The following is a 15,418-nucleotide window of genomic DNA, read 5'->3' as shown; positions in this document are numbered from 1 at the left end:
GTCGATCATTCCCGCACAGGTTACCCGGATCGCTCGTGAAGATCCCGTGACCCGGGATCGACGGGATCACCAGGTGGAAGCCTGCGGGGGGTCGCCGCCGTGCGAGCCCGGGTGGATCGTAGTCGCCCCCCTCCACCTAACGGGCGTCGCTCCGCGGCGAGGAGGCCTGTCGTCGCCGGAGGGCGAACGCGGCGAGGGCCGCCGTCAGGAGGCCAAGGGTGTGGTTTCCGCCGACGCCCGCGACGCGGCAGCCGCAGCCCTCGCCGTCGCTGGAGGCGTCGCCGCCCCCGCCGGCCGCGCCGGTGCCGCTGCCTGCGCCGGTGCCGCCTGCGCCGCCTGCCTCACCCCCGCCCGCGGATGCGGCGCCGCTGCCCATCCCACCCGCGGATGCGGCGCCGCTGCCCATCCCGCCCGAGCCGGTGGTGCCGCCGCCCGCGCCCCCGTCGCCGGAGGGCCCCGGCGGAGGCACCGTCGCGCAGTCGCCGAGCGAATGTTCGAGCGCGCCGAGCGTGAAGCTCCCGCTGCCCGGCCGCCCGCGCGCGCAGTAGTCGTCGGTCACCGCGGCCTCGGCGGGCGCTTCGCCGACGAGCGACGCCACATCCCCTTTGATGTGCAGGTCGCCGAGACCTGGATCTTCGTACCACGTTTGGAACGTCGCGAGTCCCACCTCGGCCAGGTTGTCACTCTCCTGATGCGTGCCCCCGTCGCGGTCGCGGATCTTGCCCGTGAGCACGTTGCCGCGCGCGACGCCGCTGGTCGTCGCGAAGCGGAAGTCGATCCCGCTCGTCGCGATCAGCGTGTTGAAATGAAGCCGCGTGTCCGCCGCGCGGTTCAAGTAGACCCCGACGTCCGAGCAGCTCGCGATGATGTTGTTCCGCATCGTTCCGCCGGTGTGCTCGACCTCGCAGGGCACGTCGGGGTCGTAGGCCGGGGCGCAGTACTGCGCCCCCGTGCCGCCGCCGCCGAACGACAGCCCGATGCGCGCCCCGTCCGGCGAGCCGGCGGTGGTGCAGACGACGAGGTTGCGCTCGAAGAGCCCGTTCGAGCCGCCGCTCTTCATGAACGCGCCGTAGCTGACGGTGTCGCCGCCGTCTTTCTGGAAGTCGTGCAGGTAGCTGTCGCGCACGCTCCAGCGCTTGCCGCCGTCGATGTTGATCTTGGTGACGGGCGTGCTGGTCCTGCGCGGGTGGGTGTCGAACAGCTCCGAGCGCTCGATCAGCCCGTCGTCGGGGGCCGTCCAGACGCCGTCCACCTGCGCGGCGTTGATCTTGAGCTGGGCGTTGAAGTCCCGCACCTTCGAGCGGCGGAGGGCGAAGCGGCTGGCCGCGCCGAACACGTGGAAGGCATGCTCGCAGTCCGAGTCGTCGGCGCAGACGCCGCGGATGTCGAGGTCCTCGAAGTGCCAGTTCGGGCCGCTGACCTTGAAGCCTTCGAGGCCCGACAGCTCGACGATCGCGCCGAGCGGCTCGGCGGCGCGCACGACGATCGGCGCGGCCTCGGTGCCCGCGGCCGCGCAGGAGACGCCGTCGAAGGCGTAGGTGCCCGAGGCGAGGACGATCTCGTCGCCGGCCTTGGCCGCGCCGATCGCGGCGACGAGCTCGTCGGCGGTGCCGACCGGCACGACGGCCGCCGCGGCGGGGGTGGCGACGAGGAGGGAGGTGAGCAGGGCGAGCGGAGCGACGGGCGCGCGGCGTAGCGACATGGCGGCCAGGATGCGCGGGTGCGCTCGTCCGTCAAGACGGCGCGTGCGACGTGTGACGGCCGTGCGCGACCTTCTCCCCCTGCGCGCTGGACTCATCAAGCTCCGCGGCGACCCGCGCTGGCGCGACCTGACCTGCCTTGTCTACCACGATGAGACGCAGCCGGTCCCGAACCCGCCGAGATCGCAACGTCGCGCAACGTCGAGTGGGCCGTGCTCATGAAACGTGCGTTATGTCCGGTTCGAGGCGGACACCGATCTCGCGCAGGGCACCGGCAAGTGCAACTGCTCCATCTGCGCCAAGGCCCGCCACTGGGGCGCGCTCGTGAAGCCGGACGGCTTTCGCCTGATCGCGGGGGAAGCGTCGCTCTCCGACTATCAATTCGGCGGTGGCTCACTTCTTCCCCTGCCGTGTCTTCCACCTCTCTCGCGTGAGCGCACCGTGCTCCAAGACGTTGACCATCTTGCTGCCGTCTCCCAACACCTGCCCACAGTTCGGCCGCTCTGTCATGATCTTGTCGCGCACTGACTTTGCCAGCGCTTTGATCGTCTCCCCTGCGTTGCTATAGAGCCAGAGATAGGCGATGGCCACGATCGGCGTCCGTGTGCGCCCGTGGTTGCAATGGATGACGACCTCGCGGTGCCTCTGAAAGAGCGTGTGAATCTTGTAGGCCCAAGCCTCGCACTGATCGAGAAGGCGTGTCCCGCCCACTCGGTCCAGCTCGGTGAAGTCGAAGTTCTTGTCTTCCATCACGGCCAAGAGACCCTTGTCGAACGAGTCGCCGAAGCGGGCCACGGCCACCTCCTCGGGCATAGCCTTCTTCAAGTTGACGACGGCCTGCGACTGGAGCCCAACGGCTGCGTGCTCGGTGGCGAGGATCAACACGTTGCCCGTCTCCCCGATCGGGAAACGAGCGAGCCCTTGCGCCACCGCTGACCTATAGACGTATCCGCCTTTGCGCGCCTTCTCCATCTCTTCTTGCACGATGGACGTCTGGCAGGATTGGACGGCGACGGCCTGTTGATTGGGGAGCGCGTCGTCGCTGCGAGCGGTCTTCACGATGGTCTGGGCTTTGGTTTTGGCCTGCCTCCTGTCCCGTTGCGTGGTCTTCTTCATCGGGACCCGCGGCACGGACCGGCCCCGGCAGTAAAAGCACAGGGTGCCCTCACCGCGCATGTTGCCAGCGCACTTCTTGCAAATCGTCACGGATCCTCGATTCGATCGGTGGAGACCCCGGCCCAGGCGGCGGGCGCGGGGTCGTCCTCCGCCCAATCGTCGGGGATGGCCCAGGCCCCGGGATCGGCGTTTTCCTCGGCGTCCGTCCAGCTCTCCTCGGGGGCACGCTCGACGGCTTCCATGAGCCGCATCTCCGGCAAACCGCTGCCCTCCTCGAGGAAGGCCCGGATCTCGGGCTGCGTATCGAAGTCCGGACCTATCTCGAACATCATCGCGACGAACGACGTCACCGCCCACTCGGCGCGGATACCGTGGGACCGTGCCCGCGCCATGCCGGCACGCACGTGGGGCCAAAACGGGCCCGGCGGGGTGGTGCCTCGTATGGCGCTCGCGTGAAATGCACAGAGGTGCGCGATCACCCGCAGCGTCGATTGCACGTCGACCTCCCGCTCAAACATCGCTCGTTGGGCGATGGATATCCGCATCGTCGCCTCCTCGTGTCCGCCGATCCTCGCCAAGGACCTTCGGCATGTCAAGCGCGAGGTCGGACGGGGCGCGCCCAACTTCCCATCACCTGCGGGCACGATGTGCTCGTCGCCTTTTCGTGCAAGTACCGCGGTCTCTGCCCCAGCTGCGCCTCACGCCGGATGTGCAACGAGGCGGCGACGCTCGTCGATCGTATCTTGCCCAACGTGCCCGTCAGGCAGTGGGTCATATCGCTTCCGTTCGAGCTACGTGCGCTTGCGACCAAAAGGTCAGACATCCTCGCGGAGATGGAGCGCATCTTCGCGGAGGAGATCGCCCGCATGACCACGTGGCTCGCGAGCATCGCTGGCGCACGGACGGGCTCGGTCGGGTTCCCTCAGAGATTCGGCTCGAGCTTGAACGTTCACGTTCATTTCCACACGCTCGCAATCGACGGCGTTTTCGAGAAGACCGCCATGGGCGTGCGCTTCCACGGTGCGCCGCCGCCTTCAAATGATGAAGCGCCGCTCCGGCGTCGCGCGGTGCCGCCAGTGCACGCCCATCCGGAAGCGCCGCGGATCGTCGATGTCCCGCAGCGGCGCGACCACCATCACGTTGATCCGGCGCGCGTCGATCGCCGAGGCGAGCGCGTCCCGGTCCTCGCGCGTCTCGATCCGCGAAAACCGCGGGGCGAGCGCGCGCGAGCCGACCTCGCGCAGGGCCACACCGGCCGCGGCGTCCCGCGCTCACGCGCGCGGGGCGAGCACCTGAAAGCGCCGTCCGCTGGATAACACGTACGGGTCCTCGCCGGTCGCGAGCACGTCGTGCTGCTGGCTCAGCTGATGACCCGGCTGGCAGCAGGCGAGCGTGTACGCGACGTTCCAGCGCAGCCGGGCGAGGACATCGTCGATGGGGACGTGGGCGTGCACGAACGTGACGAGCACGGGCATGTCGGGCAACGCGTTGAGCCGTTCGATGGCCGCGAAGACGTCGGCGCGTTGCCAGGCGAAGCGGCGGATGCCGAATCGGGTGCGCCAGGCCTCGACCAGCGGCTCGTTGAGCACCGGATCGACGCTGACGTTTTCCGTCTCCGTCTTCAGCGCGAACAACGCCCCGGTGCGGGCGTGGGCGCCGTCGCCGACGTGGATGACCCGGCACGGCGCGCCGGACATGAAGGGCCGCAGGTGCTCGAGCGCCGAATAGCTCTCGGTCATTTCCTTGGCGGGGCGCGTGGCTTTGGCGAAGAGCGGCCACAGGGCTTCGAAAGACCCTCGGCGCATCAGGCGATCCAGGTAGTCGCTGCTCGCCGGGCCAGCGTCCGTATGCGGATTCACGGCGGTCGTTCTATCACCGGGCGCCGGCGCGCGCGGCTGAAAGCGCCAGCTCGACCGTTCGCCGCCAGCTCCGCGCCGCGAGCTACGCCGAAGCGAGCGCCTCGATGTCGGCGACCTCGAGCACCTGCCTCGGCGCCCCGCTCGTCACGGAACGCACCATCGCGCGCAACGCCAGCGACCAGAACACCCCGACGAGCGCCGCCGAAGTCGCTCTGGAGCGGCCAGCTTGGTCAACCGAAACCGCCGGACCAGGTCCGTCTAGCTCGTGCGGCGCTTTGGGCAGACCCAGGAACGGGGTCGGGTTCACGCCCAGCGGTGACCGAAGGCTGGACAGCACGGGTCGCAGGCGCCGTTCGACGCGCTAGCGCGCCCCACGCGCGGCACCCGCGCGCGCAATCGTGCCCATCCACCCGATCACCGAGAGCGCCGCGAGCTTCTGAAGCGCTGGCAAAAGGACGTGGCAGCCCGGCACCGCGATCGCAACCGCGTAGTACGCGGCGTCCGCGCTGCCGAACGCGAGCGAAAGCGCACCGAGCCACGCCGAGAAGCGCAACGGTGACGAGCGGCTCTCGCCCGCATTGCCCCGTGCAAACGCGCCGGTCACGCCCAGGAGCGTCGCCAGCAGCCCGGGGATCGTCGCGGCGAATACCGACACTGCGTGGAACAGCGGCGAGACCACGGACGGCAGCCACGCGATCAGGTTCGTGCCGGCGGCGGAGAGCAGTCCGAACACGCGAACCGCGCCGCCGAGCCGGCCGCCGAGCAGGGCGCCGTGAACCCACCAGAACGGGACGAGCGCGAGGGAAAAGCAGACGAACGAGGCCTGAGCGAGCGAGCGCGCGCGCGTGTTGTCCACCCCGCGCTGGGTCACGGGCTGCGTGAGGTCGCAGAAGAAGTTGCCCCAGAAATCGTAGCCGGGCGCGTTCGCGTCGCAGAAGGTGCCGCCCGGATACGCGACCGCGGCGAGCGCGGTGAGGATGAGAAACGCGGAGACCCCGACCAGGATCAGCGCGGGTGCGACGCGGGTAGGCTGCCCCACGCGCGCGAGAATAACACGAGGGCCGATGCGTTCCGGGTCATGCTCGAAGCTCGGGCGCGCCCGGGCCGCTTCACCATGGTGGTTCGCGTCACGCGCGTCACGAGGTACGAGTGCGCGGAGCCTGGTCGCGCGCGATCGCATTCGGGACGAGCGCTCGCACGACGCGCTCGTGGCGCGCGCGTTCAGCTTCGAATAAAGAGTCTGCACGAAGTGACCCATCTGCCCGGATTGCACGAGGTCATCTCTTCTGCTTGGGCGGCCGTGCGGCCTCCGGGCGGCGCATGTGTCGCGTCCGTGTGGGTCGAGCAATGCCAGCGTGCGCCATACTGAGACGCGAACCTGACAACGCTGTCATGGTATTTGCCGCGGGAGCGCAGATGGCCGCGGTTTGAGCTGTATCGCCCGCGCGATCCGGCGCGATCGGACCAGCGGCGCTCGGGTGCGGCGCGGCGTCCGGATGGCATTGCGCGCGCGGCATCCATGTTGCTGGGCGGGCCGTCCCGAGCGCGGTGCGGTCGCATCGCGGAGGAGGGTGCCAGTGCGAACCGTTCCCGCGTCCCTATCTCTCGGTCTTTACGCTGTATCGGCGGTCCTCCTTGGCGGCGCCGGGCTCGTCGCCTGCAGCCAGGGTTCCTCCCCGGAGCCGCCCTTCGCGCCCTTCGACAACGGCGCCGGTAGCAGCACCGGCAGCACCGGCGCCGGCAGCACCGGCAGCAGCGGCACCGGCAGCTTCGGCGCCGGCACCGGCTCCGGCAGCACCGGCGTCGGCAGCGGCTCCGGCGGCGGTGCGGGTGCCGTCGATGGAGCCCAGGCCGAGCCGCCCCCGGCGCCGTCGGACGAGGACGCCGGCGCGGCCCCGGCGTTCACCTGCGAGGGGCTCGACTCGAGCCAGCCCGTGGTCCTGTACCTGTCGGCCGACGACTCCAATTCGATGAGCTCGCCGGTGCACGTGCGCGAGCTGCTCCGCTCGGGCCGCGCGCCGGAGCCGTGGCAGGTGCGCACGTACGAGTTCCTCAATTACTACCGCATCAACTACGCGCCGCCGGACGAGGGCGAGCTCCGCGTCGAGCCCCAGATCGAGCCCGGTGAGGAGGCGGGGAGCTACGCCCTTCAGATCGGCGTTCGCTCCTACGATCCGCCGAGCCCGCGCCGCCCCATCGCGGTCACGTTCGTCCTCGACACCTCCGGATCGATGGACGGTGAGCCGATGGCGCGCGAGAAGGCCACGGTGCGCGCCGTCGCCGCGAGCCTATCCGAGGGCGACGTCGTGAACATGGTCACCTGGAACACCCAGAATTCGGTGATCTTGAGCGGCCACGTGGTGGACGGTCCGGACGACCCGGCGCTGCTCGTGGCGGCCGACGCGCTCTCCGCCAGCGGCGGCACCGATCTCGAGAGCGGCCTCCGGGTCGGGTATCGGCTCGCCCAGGAGCACTTCGAGGAAGGCCGGATCAACCGGGTGATCCTCGTCAGCGACGGCGGCGCCAACGTGGGAGTCACCTCCGAGGAGCTCATCGCGCTGCACGCCGAGGACGCCGACCAGGAGGCGATCTACCTCGTGGGCGTCGGGACGGGTCCGGCGCTCGGCTACAACGATGTGCTCATGGACGCCGTGACCGACAAGGGGCGCGGCGCCTATGTCTATCTCGATGACGAGGAGGAGGCGTTCCACATGTTCCGGGATCGCTTCGCGGAGGTGATGGAGGTGGCCGCCCGCGGCGTCCAGGTGGAGCTCACCATGCCGTGGTACTTCAAGATGGAGAAGTTCTATGGCGAGGAGTACTCGACGAACCCCGAGGAGGTCGAGCCGCAGCACCTCGCGCCGGGCGACGCGATGATCTTCAGCCAGCTCGTGCGGGGGTGCGATCCGGGCGTGATCAACGACGAGGATACCCTCACCGTGCGCGCGCGCTGGCAGACGCCGCTCACCCATGAGCCGAAAGAGGCGAGCCGCGAGGCGACCCTCGCGGAGCTCGCCGCCGGGAGCAAGGAGCAGCTCGTCAAGGGCAAGGCCATCGTGGCCTACGCCGAGGCGCTCAAGGCGGGCACGAGCGAGGCGCTGCACGCCGCGCGCGAGCAGGTGATCGCGGCGAACCCGGGCGGCGATCCGGAGCTCGACGAGATCGCGGAGCTGATCCCGCTCCACCCGCTCTACTGAGAGATCGGCCCCGGAGGGGTCGACGTGGGGTCGCCCCTGGTTGGTTCAGCCCGAAGCCTCCAGCAACGCCGCGTCGTGCGCCTCGGCGCCGGGCCCGAGCGGCTGGCCGTAGGAGAACTCGATGTAGTTGCCGTCCGGGTCCTTGAGCGCGCAGAAATAAGCCACCGGATAGGGCAGCTCCTTGGGCGGCCAGACGAGGTGCGCTCCGCCGCGGCGCGCGATCTCGTCGACCGCGGCGCGGCTCTCGAGCGCAAACCCGAAATGACTCATGTCCTCCGGCGCTTGCGGCGCGCGCTGGCCGCCCTCGATCATCACGAGGACGAACGTCCGCTCCTTCCCCTCCTCGGCGAGCCAGGCGACCCGCGTGCCGGCGTCGCTGCGCTCGTGAACCACCTTGAGCCCGCAGAACTCGCGATAAAAGGCGATCGTCGCGTCGAGGTTGCCTACGTGGAGCGCGACGTGGGTCATCATCGGTTTCATCGTAAACTATCCTTCTTTTTCTCCCCGGCAGCGTAGCAGACGAACAGGCGCGGGAGCAGCGGGGCCGCGCCCCGGCGCGCTCGAGGGGCGGGTCTTCGTGTTCAACGCGATCACGTATCACACGGTGAACTCGCGGTGGCGCGTCATGGAAAGTCACCATGATACCTCGCTGTCCGGCAAGGCGAGGGCCCTCTGGGACGTGCTGGCGATGCCGACGGCGGGCAAGCTCGTCGCCCTCCTGGCGGCGCTGGTCCTCGTCGTTGCCCGGACCGCCTGGAGGGATCGCGTCCCCTTCGTACCGTGTTCCCGACCGACGCAGCCGTCCTGGCATCGCTCGCCGGCGCCGCCTTCGTGACCGCCCTCGTGACCTCTCCGGTCCGGGGACATTACTTCATGATGGCGTGCGGCGGGGCGTGGGGGACGCCCGCCGGCGTGCGGCGGGGCGTGGTGGGACGCCTGCCGGCGTGCGGCGGGGCGTGGGGGGACGCCTGCCGGCGTGCGGCGGGGCGTGGTGGGACGCCCGCCGGCGTGCGGCGGGGCGTGGTGGGACGCCCGATCGCCGCTCCTCATGATCTGCGGCGCCGTTGACGTCACGCCGCCGCAATTGCGGCCACGTTACCGGGGGACCCCCCCAGGGCGCCGCCAGACAAACCCGGGGGCAGACCACTCCCGTTCGATCACATTACGAAGAGATCATCGCAGCGGATGACGATCAGGGTCGCGAGAGGCTCGTGCGGTACTGCACCCGCCCGGCCTTCGCACTCGCTCGAATCGAGCTCCTGCCCGATGGACGCATCGTGTACTTGCTGAAGACACCTCGGCGGGGACGCACTCACCGCGTCATGTGTGCAATGGAGTTCATTGCCCGGCTCGCGGCTTTATTTCTTCCGCCGAAGACCCCCCTTGTGAGGTACCATGGCGTGTTCGCGCCTCGCTCGTCGTTGCGCTCTCCCGTGACGCCCAAACCCCCGCCCGCGGCGCGTCGCCTGAACCGTGCCCTGGCCACGTGCCTCGGCCCGCTGCACCCACGTCGCCCGCGCCTGCGTTGCCTGCACTCGCGTCAGCGGGAGCCGCGACGCCGCCCACGTGGTCGTCGCGTTCGTCTAGACTCGGCGCATGGTGGAACCGCTGTCGGAGGTCCGTCGACTCGGAAGCCTGAGCTTCGCGAGGCGGGGGCGGGCGCTTGCCCTGCTCGCCCGCGGCTGGGATCAGGCCACGGCCGATCGGGTCATGGCTGCGCTGGATGGGGGCGACGGCGACGAGCGGCGGCTGGCGCTGGACTTGGCGACCTATCGCCGGGACGTGGCGCGCATCGAGAGGGCGCTGCGCGACCCCATGATGCGTCGGGCAGCGCTCTCCTCGGCGCGCCGGGTGCCGGTGTCGGACGAAGCGCTGCTCCAGGTGCTGCGCGAGGGGAATCGCCGCGAGGCCCGCGGGGTGGTCATGATCCTGCAGAGGCACCGTCTCGTCGCCCATGCGACGGCGGTCATTCCCCTGGTCATCGCCAGGCACGATGTGGGGCTCGCGACACGCCTCTTCGCGACATGCGATCTCGACACGCTGGAACGTCACGCGGCCGAGCACGAGGCCGCGTGGCGCGCGCTGGTGACGCGCGCGCCGGAGCGGGGCCTTCGCGTGGCGCTGGCGACGAGGCGCAAGATCACGGCGGACGAGGCCACGCTGTTCTGCGCCCGATATCCCAGGGAGGCCCTGGCGCTGCTCGTGCGGCAGGATGCCTTGCATGCGAGGGCGATCCACGCCCTGGCGACGGCTTGCCCGGCCGAGCTGCTCGAGGTCCTGCGCCGGAACGACTGGACCGTCTCTCTCGCGAGCGGTCCGCTTCCCTCCGGATCGCCGCCGATCTCGACGCTGCCGGCCGAGGATGTGCTGGAGCTCCGGAACCGGTGCAAGCCCCTCGACGCCTCCGCCGATCCGCTCTTCCGCTTCCTGCCCCTCACCGAGCGCGAACGTCTCCTTGGCGCCGAGCTGGAACAGGCCGCGGCGGCCGCATGGTCGCCCCGTCCTGGCATGGAGGCGCGGCTGGCCACGATGCCACCGGCGAGCGTCACGCGGCTCACGGCGGCGGCCCTGATTCCTCCCGTCGATCCGGACACCCGGCGCAAGCGGCTTCGGGCCATCGAGAAGCACCTCGACCTTGCCCAGCTGCGATCCGAGCACGAGGCGCTCGGCGCGGCCAAGGACCGGGGCGAGCGCGCGGCGCGGATGGTCGCGCTGGTGCGCTCGCTCCGCCGCGGCGCCGACCCGGCGACCTGCGCGTCCGTCCTCGCCGAGGTGGAGCCGGCATGGCATGGCCCGAGCCGCCACCTGGTCATGGTCGAGCTGGCCCAGCTGTCCGATCGTCAGGTCTCGGAGATCCCCGTGCAGACGTATAGGGACGCCCTGCTCACCACCGTGCAGTCGCGCGAGTCGAACGCAAGCACCCTGGCCCAGGCCGAGCGGGCCGTGCACAAGGCCATCGGCGAAGCGATCCTCCGGGACAGCATCCCGCGCGCGGCGCAGCTGCTCGGGCTCCTGGTTCAAATTCGCCTGGATCCCCGGGTGCGCTGGCGCGCCGACAAGGCGCCGGCGCCCGGCCAGAAGCCGTCCATGGAGGAGTATCTGCCGAGCCCGCTGCGCATCGCCGAAGGTCTCGCCGCCCAGCTCCATGCGGCCTACGAGGGCGTGCGACTCGACGGCACCACACCCATGCTGGGACCGGTGGCGGTCGGTCGCTACGAGCCCGAGGCGGAGCGGCTCATCCTGGACCTGCTCCTCGGAAGAGCACCGAAGACGCCGCGGCCTCCGCGCAAGCCCGTCACATGCAACGGGCCGCTGGACGAGGTGATGGGGCACGTCCCGGAGATCAGCCTGAAGGAGACTGCCCTGGTCGACGAGCTGCTCGATCGGGACGACACCACCGATCCGCACAAGACCGATCTGGTGGCGGCGATCTCACGATCGGCCCCCGGGCGGTGGACGCCCTCCCAGCGCAGGCGCTTCACGCAGCATCTCCTGCGGGTGGCACGGGACGCCAGCCTCGATCCCTCGAGGCGCGCCAGGGCCATCGGCCGCGTCGAGGACGCGCCGCTGCTGCTCGAGCTGCTGCCGGGAGCGGCCGGGCCGGTCGCCGCCGCGATCCTTTCGCGGTGCGCCCGGATCGCTCCGCCGACCGCCGAGCTCCGGCGGCTGTTCCTGGAGCGCGCGCGAAGATCCGGCGTGGTGGGTCGCGCGGCGATGAGCGCCCTCAACGTGCTGTCCGAGCGCATGCCCGGTCCGCTCGATCTGGCGCCGTACCGTGAGCTCTTGCTGTCGAAGGACTGCGCGGTGGTCAACCGCAAGAACGCCGCCGGCAGGGTCTCAGCCTCTGCGACCGTGGAGGCCCGCGACCTGCTGCTGGAGGCGTGGCGGTCCGAGGACCTGCACCCCAGCATCCGGCCGGACATCCTGGCGGGGTTGCTGCGCTTCGTTGACCAGGCCGACGTCCGACAGGTGCTGATCGACGGCATCACGACGGTGCCGGATACGTGGCAGCTGCTCAACCCCGGGTCGAGACTCCTGTTCCCGAACGAGTCGCAGGCGCGACCCGCGGTGGCTCGCGGCTTCGTGGCCCTGGCCGAGGTGCTGGTCGAATGCGGCGACGAGCGTCTCGCTTCCACGGCAGCGGGCGTCTGCATCGCCCAGCATGACCTGTGCTCGGAAGGGCTTGGTCTGGCGACCAGGCTCCTCGCCGAGGCGCGCACCTCCGGCCGCGTCCTGGTCCAGACGGTCGACTCATTGAGCCGCCTCCCTGACGACGCCGGATTACCCCACTGGCAGGCGGCGCTGGCCCGGCTCGTCGCAACGGCGAGCGGCGATCGGACCTGGGCCCTGGTCCGACTGGCGCGGCTCGCGCCCAGGCCACGGGCGTTCCGGATCGCGCTCGGCCTGGCTCAGAAGGCTGCAGGCCTGCGCCTCATGGCCGCCGCCTCGCTGAAGGAGATCCTCGACGTCGATCTTGTCGAGGTCAGGTTCGCCAAGGAGCTATGGTCGGAGTATCTGGCCCTGGTAGACGAACAGCCTGCGCGTCGGATCCCCTCCACCGGCAAGCTGAAGGATCCCGGGCTCGCCGCCTCCCTCATCGATTGGCTCATCCAGCATGGCGGACTGGCGGCCGCGCTGTCGGCCGCCGAGCTGTCGCTGCAGGTCGAGAAGCAACTCCGAGGCAGCCCCGCATGGCGCGCGCGGCTGGACGCCATCCGCGCAATGCACGCTGACGCCGCCGAGCGCCTTCTGCTGGCGGACATCTAGCTGCGGCCTGCGGATCTCGGCCTATTCGAGCGGCGTCGGCGTGTTCTGCGGGACGGGGGTTGCGCTTCGTTACCCGTGGCGGGCGCAACCCCGGTCGCCGATTGACGCGCGGCGGCGGTCGGCGTTGCATGAGCCATGGACCAATCCGCTCCCAACCCGTATCAACCGCCGACCGCGCTCGAGCCGATGGCTGACTCGGAGCGAGCCCACGATGGCAGCGCGTCGCGCATGTCGCGCTTCTGGGCGGCGATGATCGACGGGGTTCTGGCCCTCATCATCTTCGTGCCGCTGCAGTATGTCGCCGGTGTCTATCGCGACTTTCCGAAGGTCTCCGCGCCGCCGTTTCCGCAGTCGTTGTTGTGGGCGCTGGCGGGGTTCGCGATCACCCTGGTGCTGCACGGCACGTTCCTCGCCCGCAGCGCGCAGACCATCGGTAAGAAGGCGCTGAACATCCAGATCGTCAACGCCAGCGACGGCAAGCCCGCGGCCTTCGGCACGATCGTCTTGCGACGGCTCCTGCCGGTGGCGGTCGTGGCTCAGATCCCGTACGCGGGCAGCGTCCTCGGCCTCGTCAACGTGTTGTTCATCTTTCGCAAGGATCGGCGCTGCGTGCATGATCACATCGCGGGCACACGCGTCGTGAACCTGGGCCGGAGCGAGTAGGCCCGAGCGGCATATCACTCCTCGGCGCTCGTGCGGATGCAGCCCCGGCTCTGCAGACAGTCCATCGCCGCAGCGCTCGGGCGTGAGCGCCTGCGTCCGTGCTGCGCCGGCGGTCACATTCCGGTGGGCTGCCTTGTCCTGGGAGCGGACCCCACCCGGAGAGGACATGAAGAGACTGCTCAGAATCGATGCAAGCGCCCGTACGCAAGGGTCGATCTCGCGGAGCGTGGCGGACTATTTCCAGGTACGCTGGACAGAATCGAATCCGGGCGGCCGCGTCATCGTTCGCGACCTCGCCCGGTATCCGGTGCCGCACCTCGACGCCGTGACCATCGCTGCGTTCCTCGCGCCCCCGCCGCCTTCCGGGGGGCCGCCGCCCGAGGGCCTCGTGCTGTCCGACGCCTTGATCGATGAGCTGAGCTCGGCCGATCACGTGCTGATCAGCAGCCCGCTGTACAACCTCACGCTGCCATCGACCCTCAAGGCCTACTTCGATCACGTCATCCGCAATGACCGTACGTTTGCACAGATAGAAGGGCGCTGCGTGGGCCTCCTCACCGGCAAGTCGGCGTCCGTCGTGACGACGCGCGGCGGCGTCGCCTCGCCGGCCGCCGAGGACGAGCTTCAGACCCGCACGCTGCGGGCGATGCTGGCCTTCATCGGCGTCACGAAGGTCGACGTGATCTCGCTGGATGGGATGAGCGGAGACGAGGCCTCTCGGTCGCGTCGCATCGCGTGCGCGCGGGCCGAGATCGATCATCTCTTCGCCTCTCCTGGAGAGCCGGTGTGTCTCGGGCCGCTCACCGAGGACGATCGGCGGGAGATCGGCGGGCTGCGGGCTGCGCAGGCGGCTGCCATCCAGCGGGGCGACGCGGAGGCCTATGCAGCGCTTTGCACCGACGACATTCAGCTCCTGATCCCGGGGCACGATGTCGTCTCCGGCCGCGAGCGGCTCCTCGCGTGCGAAGCGGAGCTCTTCCGGAGCGCGAGCTTCGCGTCGTTCAGGAAGACGCCGGAGCGGATCGAGCGGAGCGGCGACCTGGCCGTCGAGGTGGGCCGGCAAGAGGTGGCCGTGCGGCGCGGCGGGACCGCGGGCGTCTTCGCCGCGCGGCAGAAGTACACGCATGTTTTCCGGCGGACGGCGCAGGGTTGGCGCTTCGCCGTGCTGATGTCCAACGCCATCGAGTAACCGTCATGGATCACCGAACGCGTCTTTTCGAGAGCCACCGCCCCCTCCTCGAGGGGCTCGCTTACCGGATGCTCGGCACGCGCGCCGACGCGCTCGACATCGTGCAGGAGACGTTCCTGAAGTGGAGCCAGACAGACATCGACCAGATCCGCGACGCGCGTGCGTGGCTCGTCACGGTGTGCAGCCGCATCGCGTTGAACACGCTGCAATCGGCGCGTTCCCGGAGAGAGACGTACGTGGGCACATGGCTGCCGGAGCCGTTGATGGAGGATACGCGGAGCCCTGACGACGAGCCGCAGATCGACGAGACCGTCTCGGTCGCGTTGATGCACGCCCTCGAGCGGTTGACGCCGAAGGAGCGCGCCGCGTTCCTGCTGCACGACGTGTTCGGCTACAGCTTCGACGAGATCTCCGCGCTGCTCGGCAAAGAGAGCGCGGCGTGCCGGAAGCTCGCCTCCCGTGCCCGCGCGCGGGTCCGCGACGCGCGGCCGAAGTTCGCGGCGTCGTCCACCGAGCACCAGCGCCTCCTGACAGCGTTCCTGAACGCCGCCCGCGCTGGTCAGATCGACGAGCTCCGCAGCCTGCTCGCGGAGGGCGTGGAGCTCCACGCGGACGGGGGCGGCAAGGCCGAGACGGTGACCCATGTGCTCCGCGGCGCGGACGCGGTGAGCACCTTCTTCGCCCGCGTCTGGAGCGCCACGGCGCACCCCGATGGCCGCTACCGCTTCGTGCTGCGGTGGTTCAACGGCTCCCCGGGGCTCCTGGTCCACGACGAAGATCGGCTGATCGCCGCCGTGAGCGTGAGCGTCGACGAGGGCGTGATCCGAGGGGTTTATGCCCACCGCAACCCAGAGAAGCTCGCGGCCTTCCTCGCGGAGGCTGGCTGAGCGCCGCCGGCCCGGCGACGGATCGTCATCGCCGACCCCG

13 protein-coding genes and 3 pseudogenes are annotated in these 15,418 nt (G+C 70.0%); 9 read left to right on the top strand and 7 right to left on the bottom strand.

Annotated features, from left to right (window positions below; translation table 11 throughout):
* Window positions 1–136: 136 nt before the first annotated feature.
* Window positions 137–1,702: an MYXO-CTERM sorting domain-containing protein gene (locus tag ACSRUE_RS06835; RefSeq protein WP_441290309.1), complete on the bottom strand. Its 1,566-nt coding sequence runs from the start codon at window positions 1,700–1,702 to the stop codon at window positions 137–139.
* 85 nt (window positions 1,703–1,787) lie between these two features.
* On the opposite strand from ACSRUE_RS06835, the pseudogene ACSRUE_RS06830 reads away from it, so the two are divergent.
* Window positions 1,788–1,877, top strand: a pseudogene (locus ACSRUE_RS06830) (lipase maturation factor family protein); the annotation flags it as partial.
* A 216-nt stretch (window positions 1,878–2,093) separates the two neighbouring features.
* Here ACSRUE_RS06830 and ACSRUE_RS06825 read toward each other — a convergent pair.
* Window positions 2,094–2,816 (bottom strand): hypothetical protein, encoded by a 723-nt coding sequence (locus ACSRUE_RS06825; RefSeq protein ID WP_441290308.1) that lies wholly within the window; start codon window positions 2,814–2,816, stop codon window positions 2,094–2,096.
* Window positions 2,817–2,902: 86 nt separating this feature from the next.
* Complete coding sequence (locus ACSRUE_RS06820) at window positions 2,903–3,361, bottom strand: hypothetical protein (RefSeq protein WP_441293209.1); 459 nt, start codon at window positions 3,359–3,361, stop codon at window positions 2,903–2,905.
* Between ACSRUE_RS06820 and ACSRUE_RS06815 the strand changes: the two are divergent.
* A pseudogene (locus tag ACSRUE_RS06815) lies at window positions 3,269–3,538 on the top strand (hypothetical protein); the annotation flags it as partial. The gene ACSRUE_RS06820 and the pseudogene ACSRUE_RS06815 overlap by 93 nt on opposite strands.
* Window positions 3,539–3,850: 312 nt before the next feature.
* On the opposite strand, the gene ACSRUE_RS06810 reads toward ACSRUE_RS06815, so the two are convergent.
* The 3 genes from ACSRUE_RS06810 to ACSRUE_RS06800 form a co-directional block, all read right to left on the bottom strand.
* Complete coding sequence (locus ACSRUE_RS06810; RefSeq protein WP_441293208.1) at window positions 3,851–4,066, bottom strand: hypothetical protein; 216 nt, start codon at window positions 4,064–4,066, stop codon at window positions 3,851–3,853.
* Between the two features lie 21 nt (window positions 4,067–4,087).
* Window positions 4,088–4,513, bottom strand: coding sequence for a hypothetical protein (locus tag ACSRUE_RS06805; RefSeq protein ID WP_441290307.1), 426 nt, complete (start codon window positions 4,511–4,513; stop codon window positions 4,088–4,090).
* A gap of 523 nt (window positions 4,514–5,036) precedes the next feature.
* Entirely contained in the window at window positions 5,037–5,948 is a 912-nt protein-coding gene (locus ACSRUE_RS06800; RefSeq protein ID WP_441290306.1) for a hypothetical protein, read from the bottom strand.
* Window positions 5,949–6,252: 304 nt separating this feature from the next.
* Between ACSRUE_RS06800 and ACSRUE_RS06795 the strand changes: the two genes are divergently transcribed.
* A complete protein-coding gene (locus ACSRUE_RS06795; protein ID WP_441290305.1) occupies window positions 6,253–7,872 on the top strand; it encodes a vWA domain-containing protein in 1,620 nt (539 codons plus the stop codon).
* A 45-nt stretch (window positions 7,873–7,917) separates the two neighbouring features.
* Here ACSRUE_RS06795 and ACSRUE_RS06790 read toward each other — a convergent pair whose 3' ends face one another.
* Window positions 7,918–8,352: a VOC family protein gene (locus tag ACSRUE_RS06790; protein ID WP_437982807.1), complete on the bottom strand. Its 435-nt coding sequence runs from the start codon at window positions 8,350–8,352 to the stop codon at window positions 7,918–7,920.
* Window positions 8,353–8,449: 97 nt separating this feature from the next.
* Between ACSRUE_RS06790 and ACSRUE_RS06785 the strand changes: the two genes are divergently transcribed.
* The 6 genes and pseudogenes from ACSRUE_RS06785 to sigJ all read left to right on the top strand — a co-directional run bounded on the left by ACSRUE_RS06785 (window position 8,450) and on the right by sigJ (window position 15,378).
* Window positions 8,450–8,707 (top strand): hypothetical protein, encoded by a 258-nt coding sequence (locus ACSRUE_RS06785; protein ID WP_441290304.1) that lies wholly within the window; start codon window positions 8,450–8,452, stop codon window positions 8,705–8,707.
* Window positions 8,708–9,083: 376 nt separating this feature from the next.
* Window positions 9,084–9,227 (top strand): annotated as a pseudogene (locus ACSRUE_RS06780) (transposase); the annotation flags it as partial.
* A 241-nt stretch (window positions 9,228–9,468) separates the two neighbouring features.
* A complete protein-coding gene (locus ACSRUE_RS06775; protein ID WP_441290303.1) occupies window positions 9,469–12,639 on the top strand; it encodes a hypothetical protein in 3,171 nt (1,056 codons plus the stop codon).
* A 135-nt stretch (window positions 12,640–12,774) separates the two neighbouring features.
* On the top strand, window positions 12,775–13,302 hold the full coding sequence (locus ACSRUE_RS06770) for an RDD family protein (protein WP_441290302.1): 528 nt from the start codon (window positions 12,775–12,777) through the stop codon (window positions 13,300–13,302).
* 226 nt (window positions 13,303–13,528) lie between these two features.
* Window positions 13,529–14,491: an NAD(P)H-dependent oxidoreductase gene (locus ACSRUE_RS06765; protein ID WP_441290301.1), complete on the top strand. Its 963-nt coding sequence runs from the start codon at window positions 13,529–13,531 to the stop codon at window positions 14,489–14,491.
* Window positions 14,492–14,496: 5 nt separating this feature from the next.
* Window positions 14,497–15,378 carry an RNA polymerase sigma factor SigJ gene (sigJ, locus tag ACSRUE_RS06760; RefSeq protein ID WP_441290300.1) on the top strand — a complete coding sequence of 294 codons (882 nt, stop codon included), beginning with the start codon at window positions 14,497–14,499 and terminating at the stop codon, window positions 15,376–15,378.
* Window positions 15,379–15,418: the final 40 nt, after the last annotated feature.

This window comes from Sorangium sp. KYC3313 (assembly GCF_052075895.1).
GTDB classification, from domain to species: domain Bacteria; phylum Myxococcota_A; class Polyangia; order Polyangiales; family Polyangiaceae; genus Sorangium; species Sorangium cellulosum_B.
The sequence above is the reverse complement of the archived record's forward strand: the minus strand, read 5'-3'. Positions and strand labels throughout refer to the sequence as shown.

What these genes read in the sequence shown, in the direction of transcription:
- ACSRUE_RS06770 (WP_441290302.1), top strand. Translation starts at nt 12,775, where the DNA reads ATGGACCAATCCGCTCCCAACCCGTATCAACCGCCGACCGCGCTCGAG.
- ACSRUE_RS06835 (WP_441290309.1), bottom strand. Translation starts at nt 1,702, where the DNA reads ATGTCGCTACGCCGCGCGCCCGTCGCTCCGCTCGCCCTGCTCACCTCC.
- ACSRUE_RS06805 (WP_441290307.1), bottom strand. Translation starts at nt 4,513, where the DNA reads ATGTCCGGCGCGCCGTGCCGGGTCATCCACGTCGGCGACGGCGCCCAC.
- ACSRUE_RS06775 (WP_441290303.1), top strand. Translation starts at nt 9,469, where the DNA reads ATGGTGGAACCGCTGTCGGAGGTCCGTCGACTCGGAAGCCTGAGCTTC.
- ACSRUE_RS06820 (WP_441293209.1), bottom strand. Translation starts at nt 3,361, where the DNA reads ATGCGGATATCCATCGCCCAACGAGCGATGTTTGAGCGGGAGGTCGAC.
- sigJ (WP_441290300.1), top strand. Translation starts at nt 14,497, where the DNA reads ATGGATCACCGAACGCGTCTTTTCGAGAGCCACCGCCCCCTCCTCGAG.
- ACSRUE_RS06790 (WP_437982807.1), bottom strand. Translation starts at nt 8,352, where the DNA reads ATGAAACCGATGATGACCCACGTCGCGCTCCACGTAGGCAACCTCGAC.
- ACSRUE_RS06825 (WP_441290308.1), bottom strand. Translation starts at nt 2,816, where the DNA reads ATGAAGAAGACCACGCAACGGGACAGGAGGCAGGCCAAAACCAAAGCC.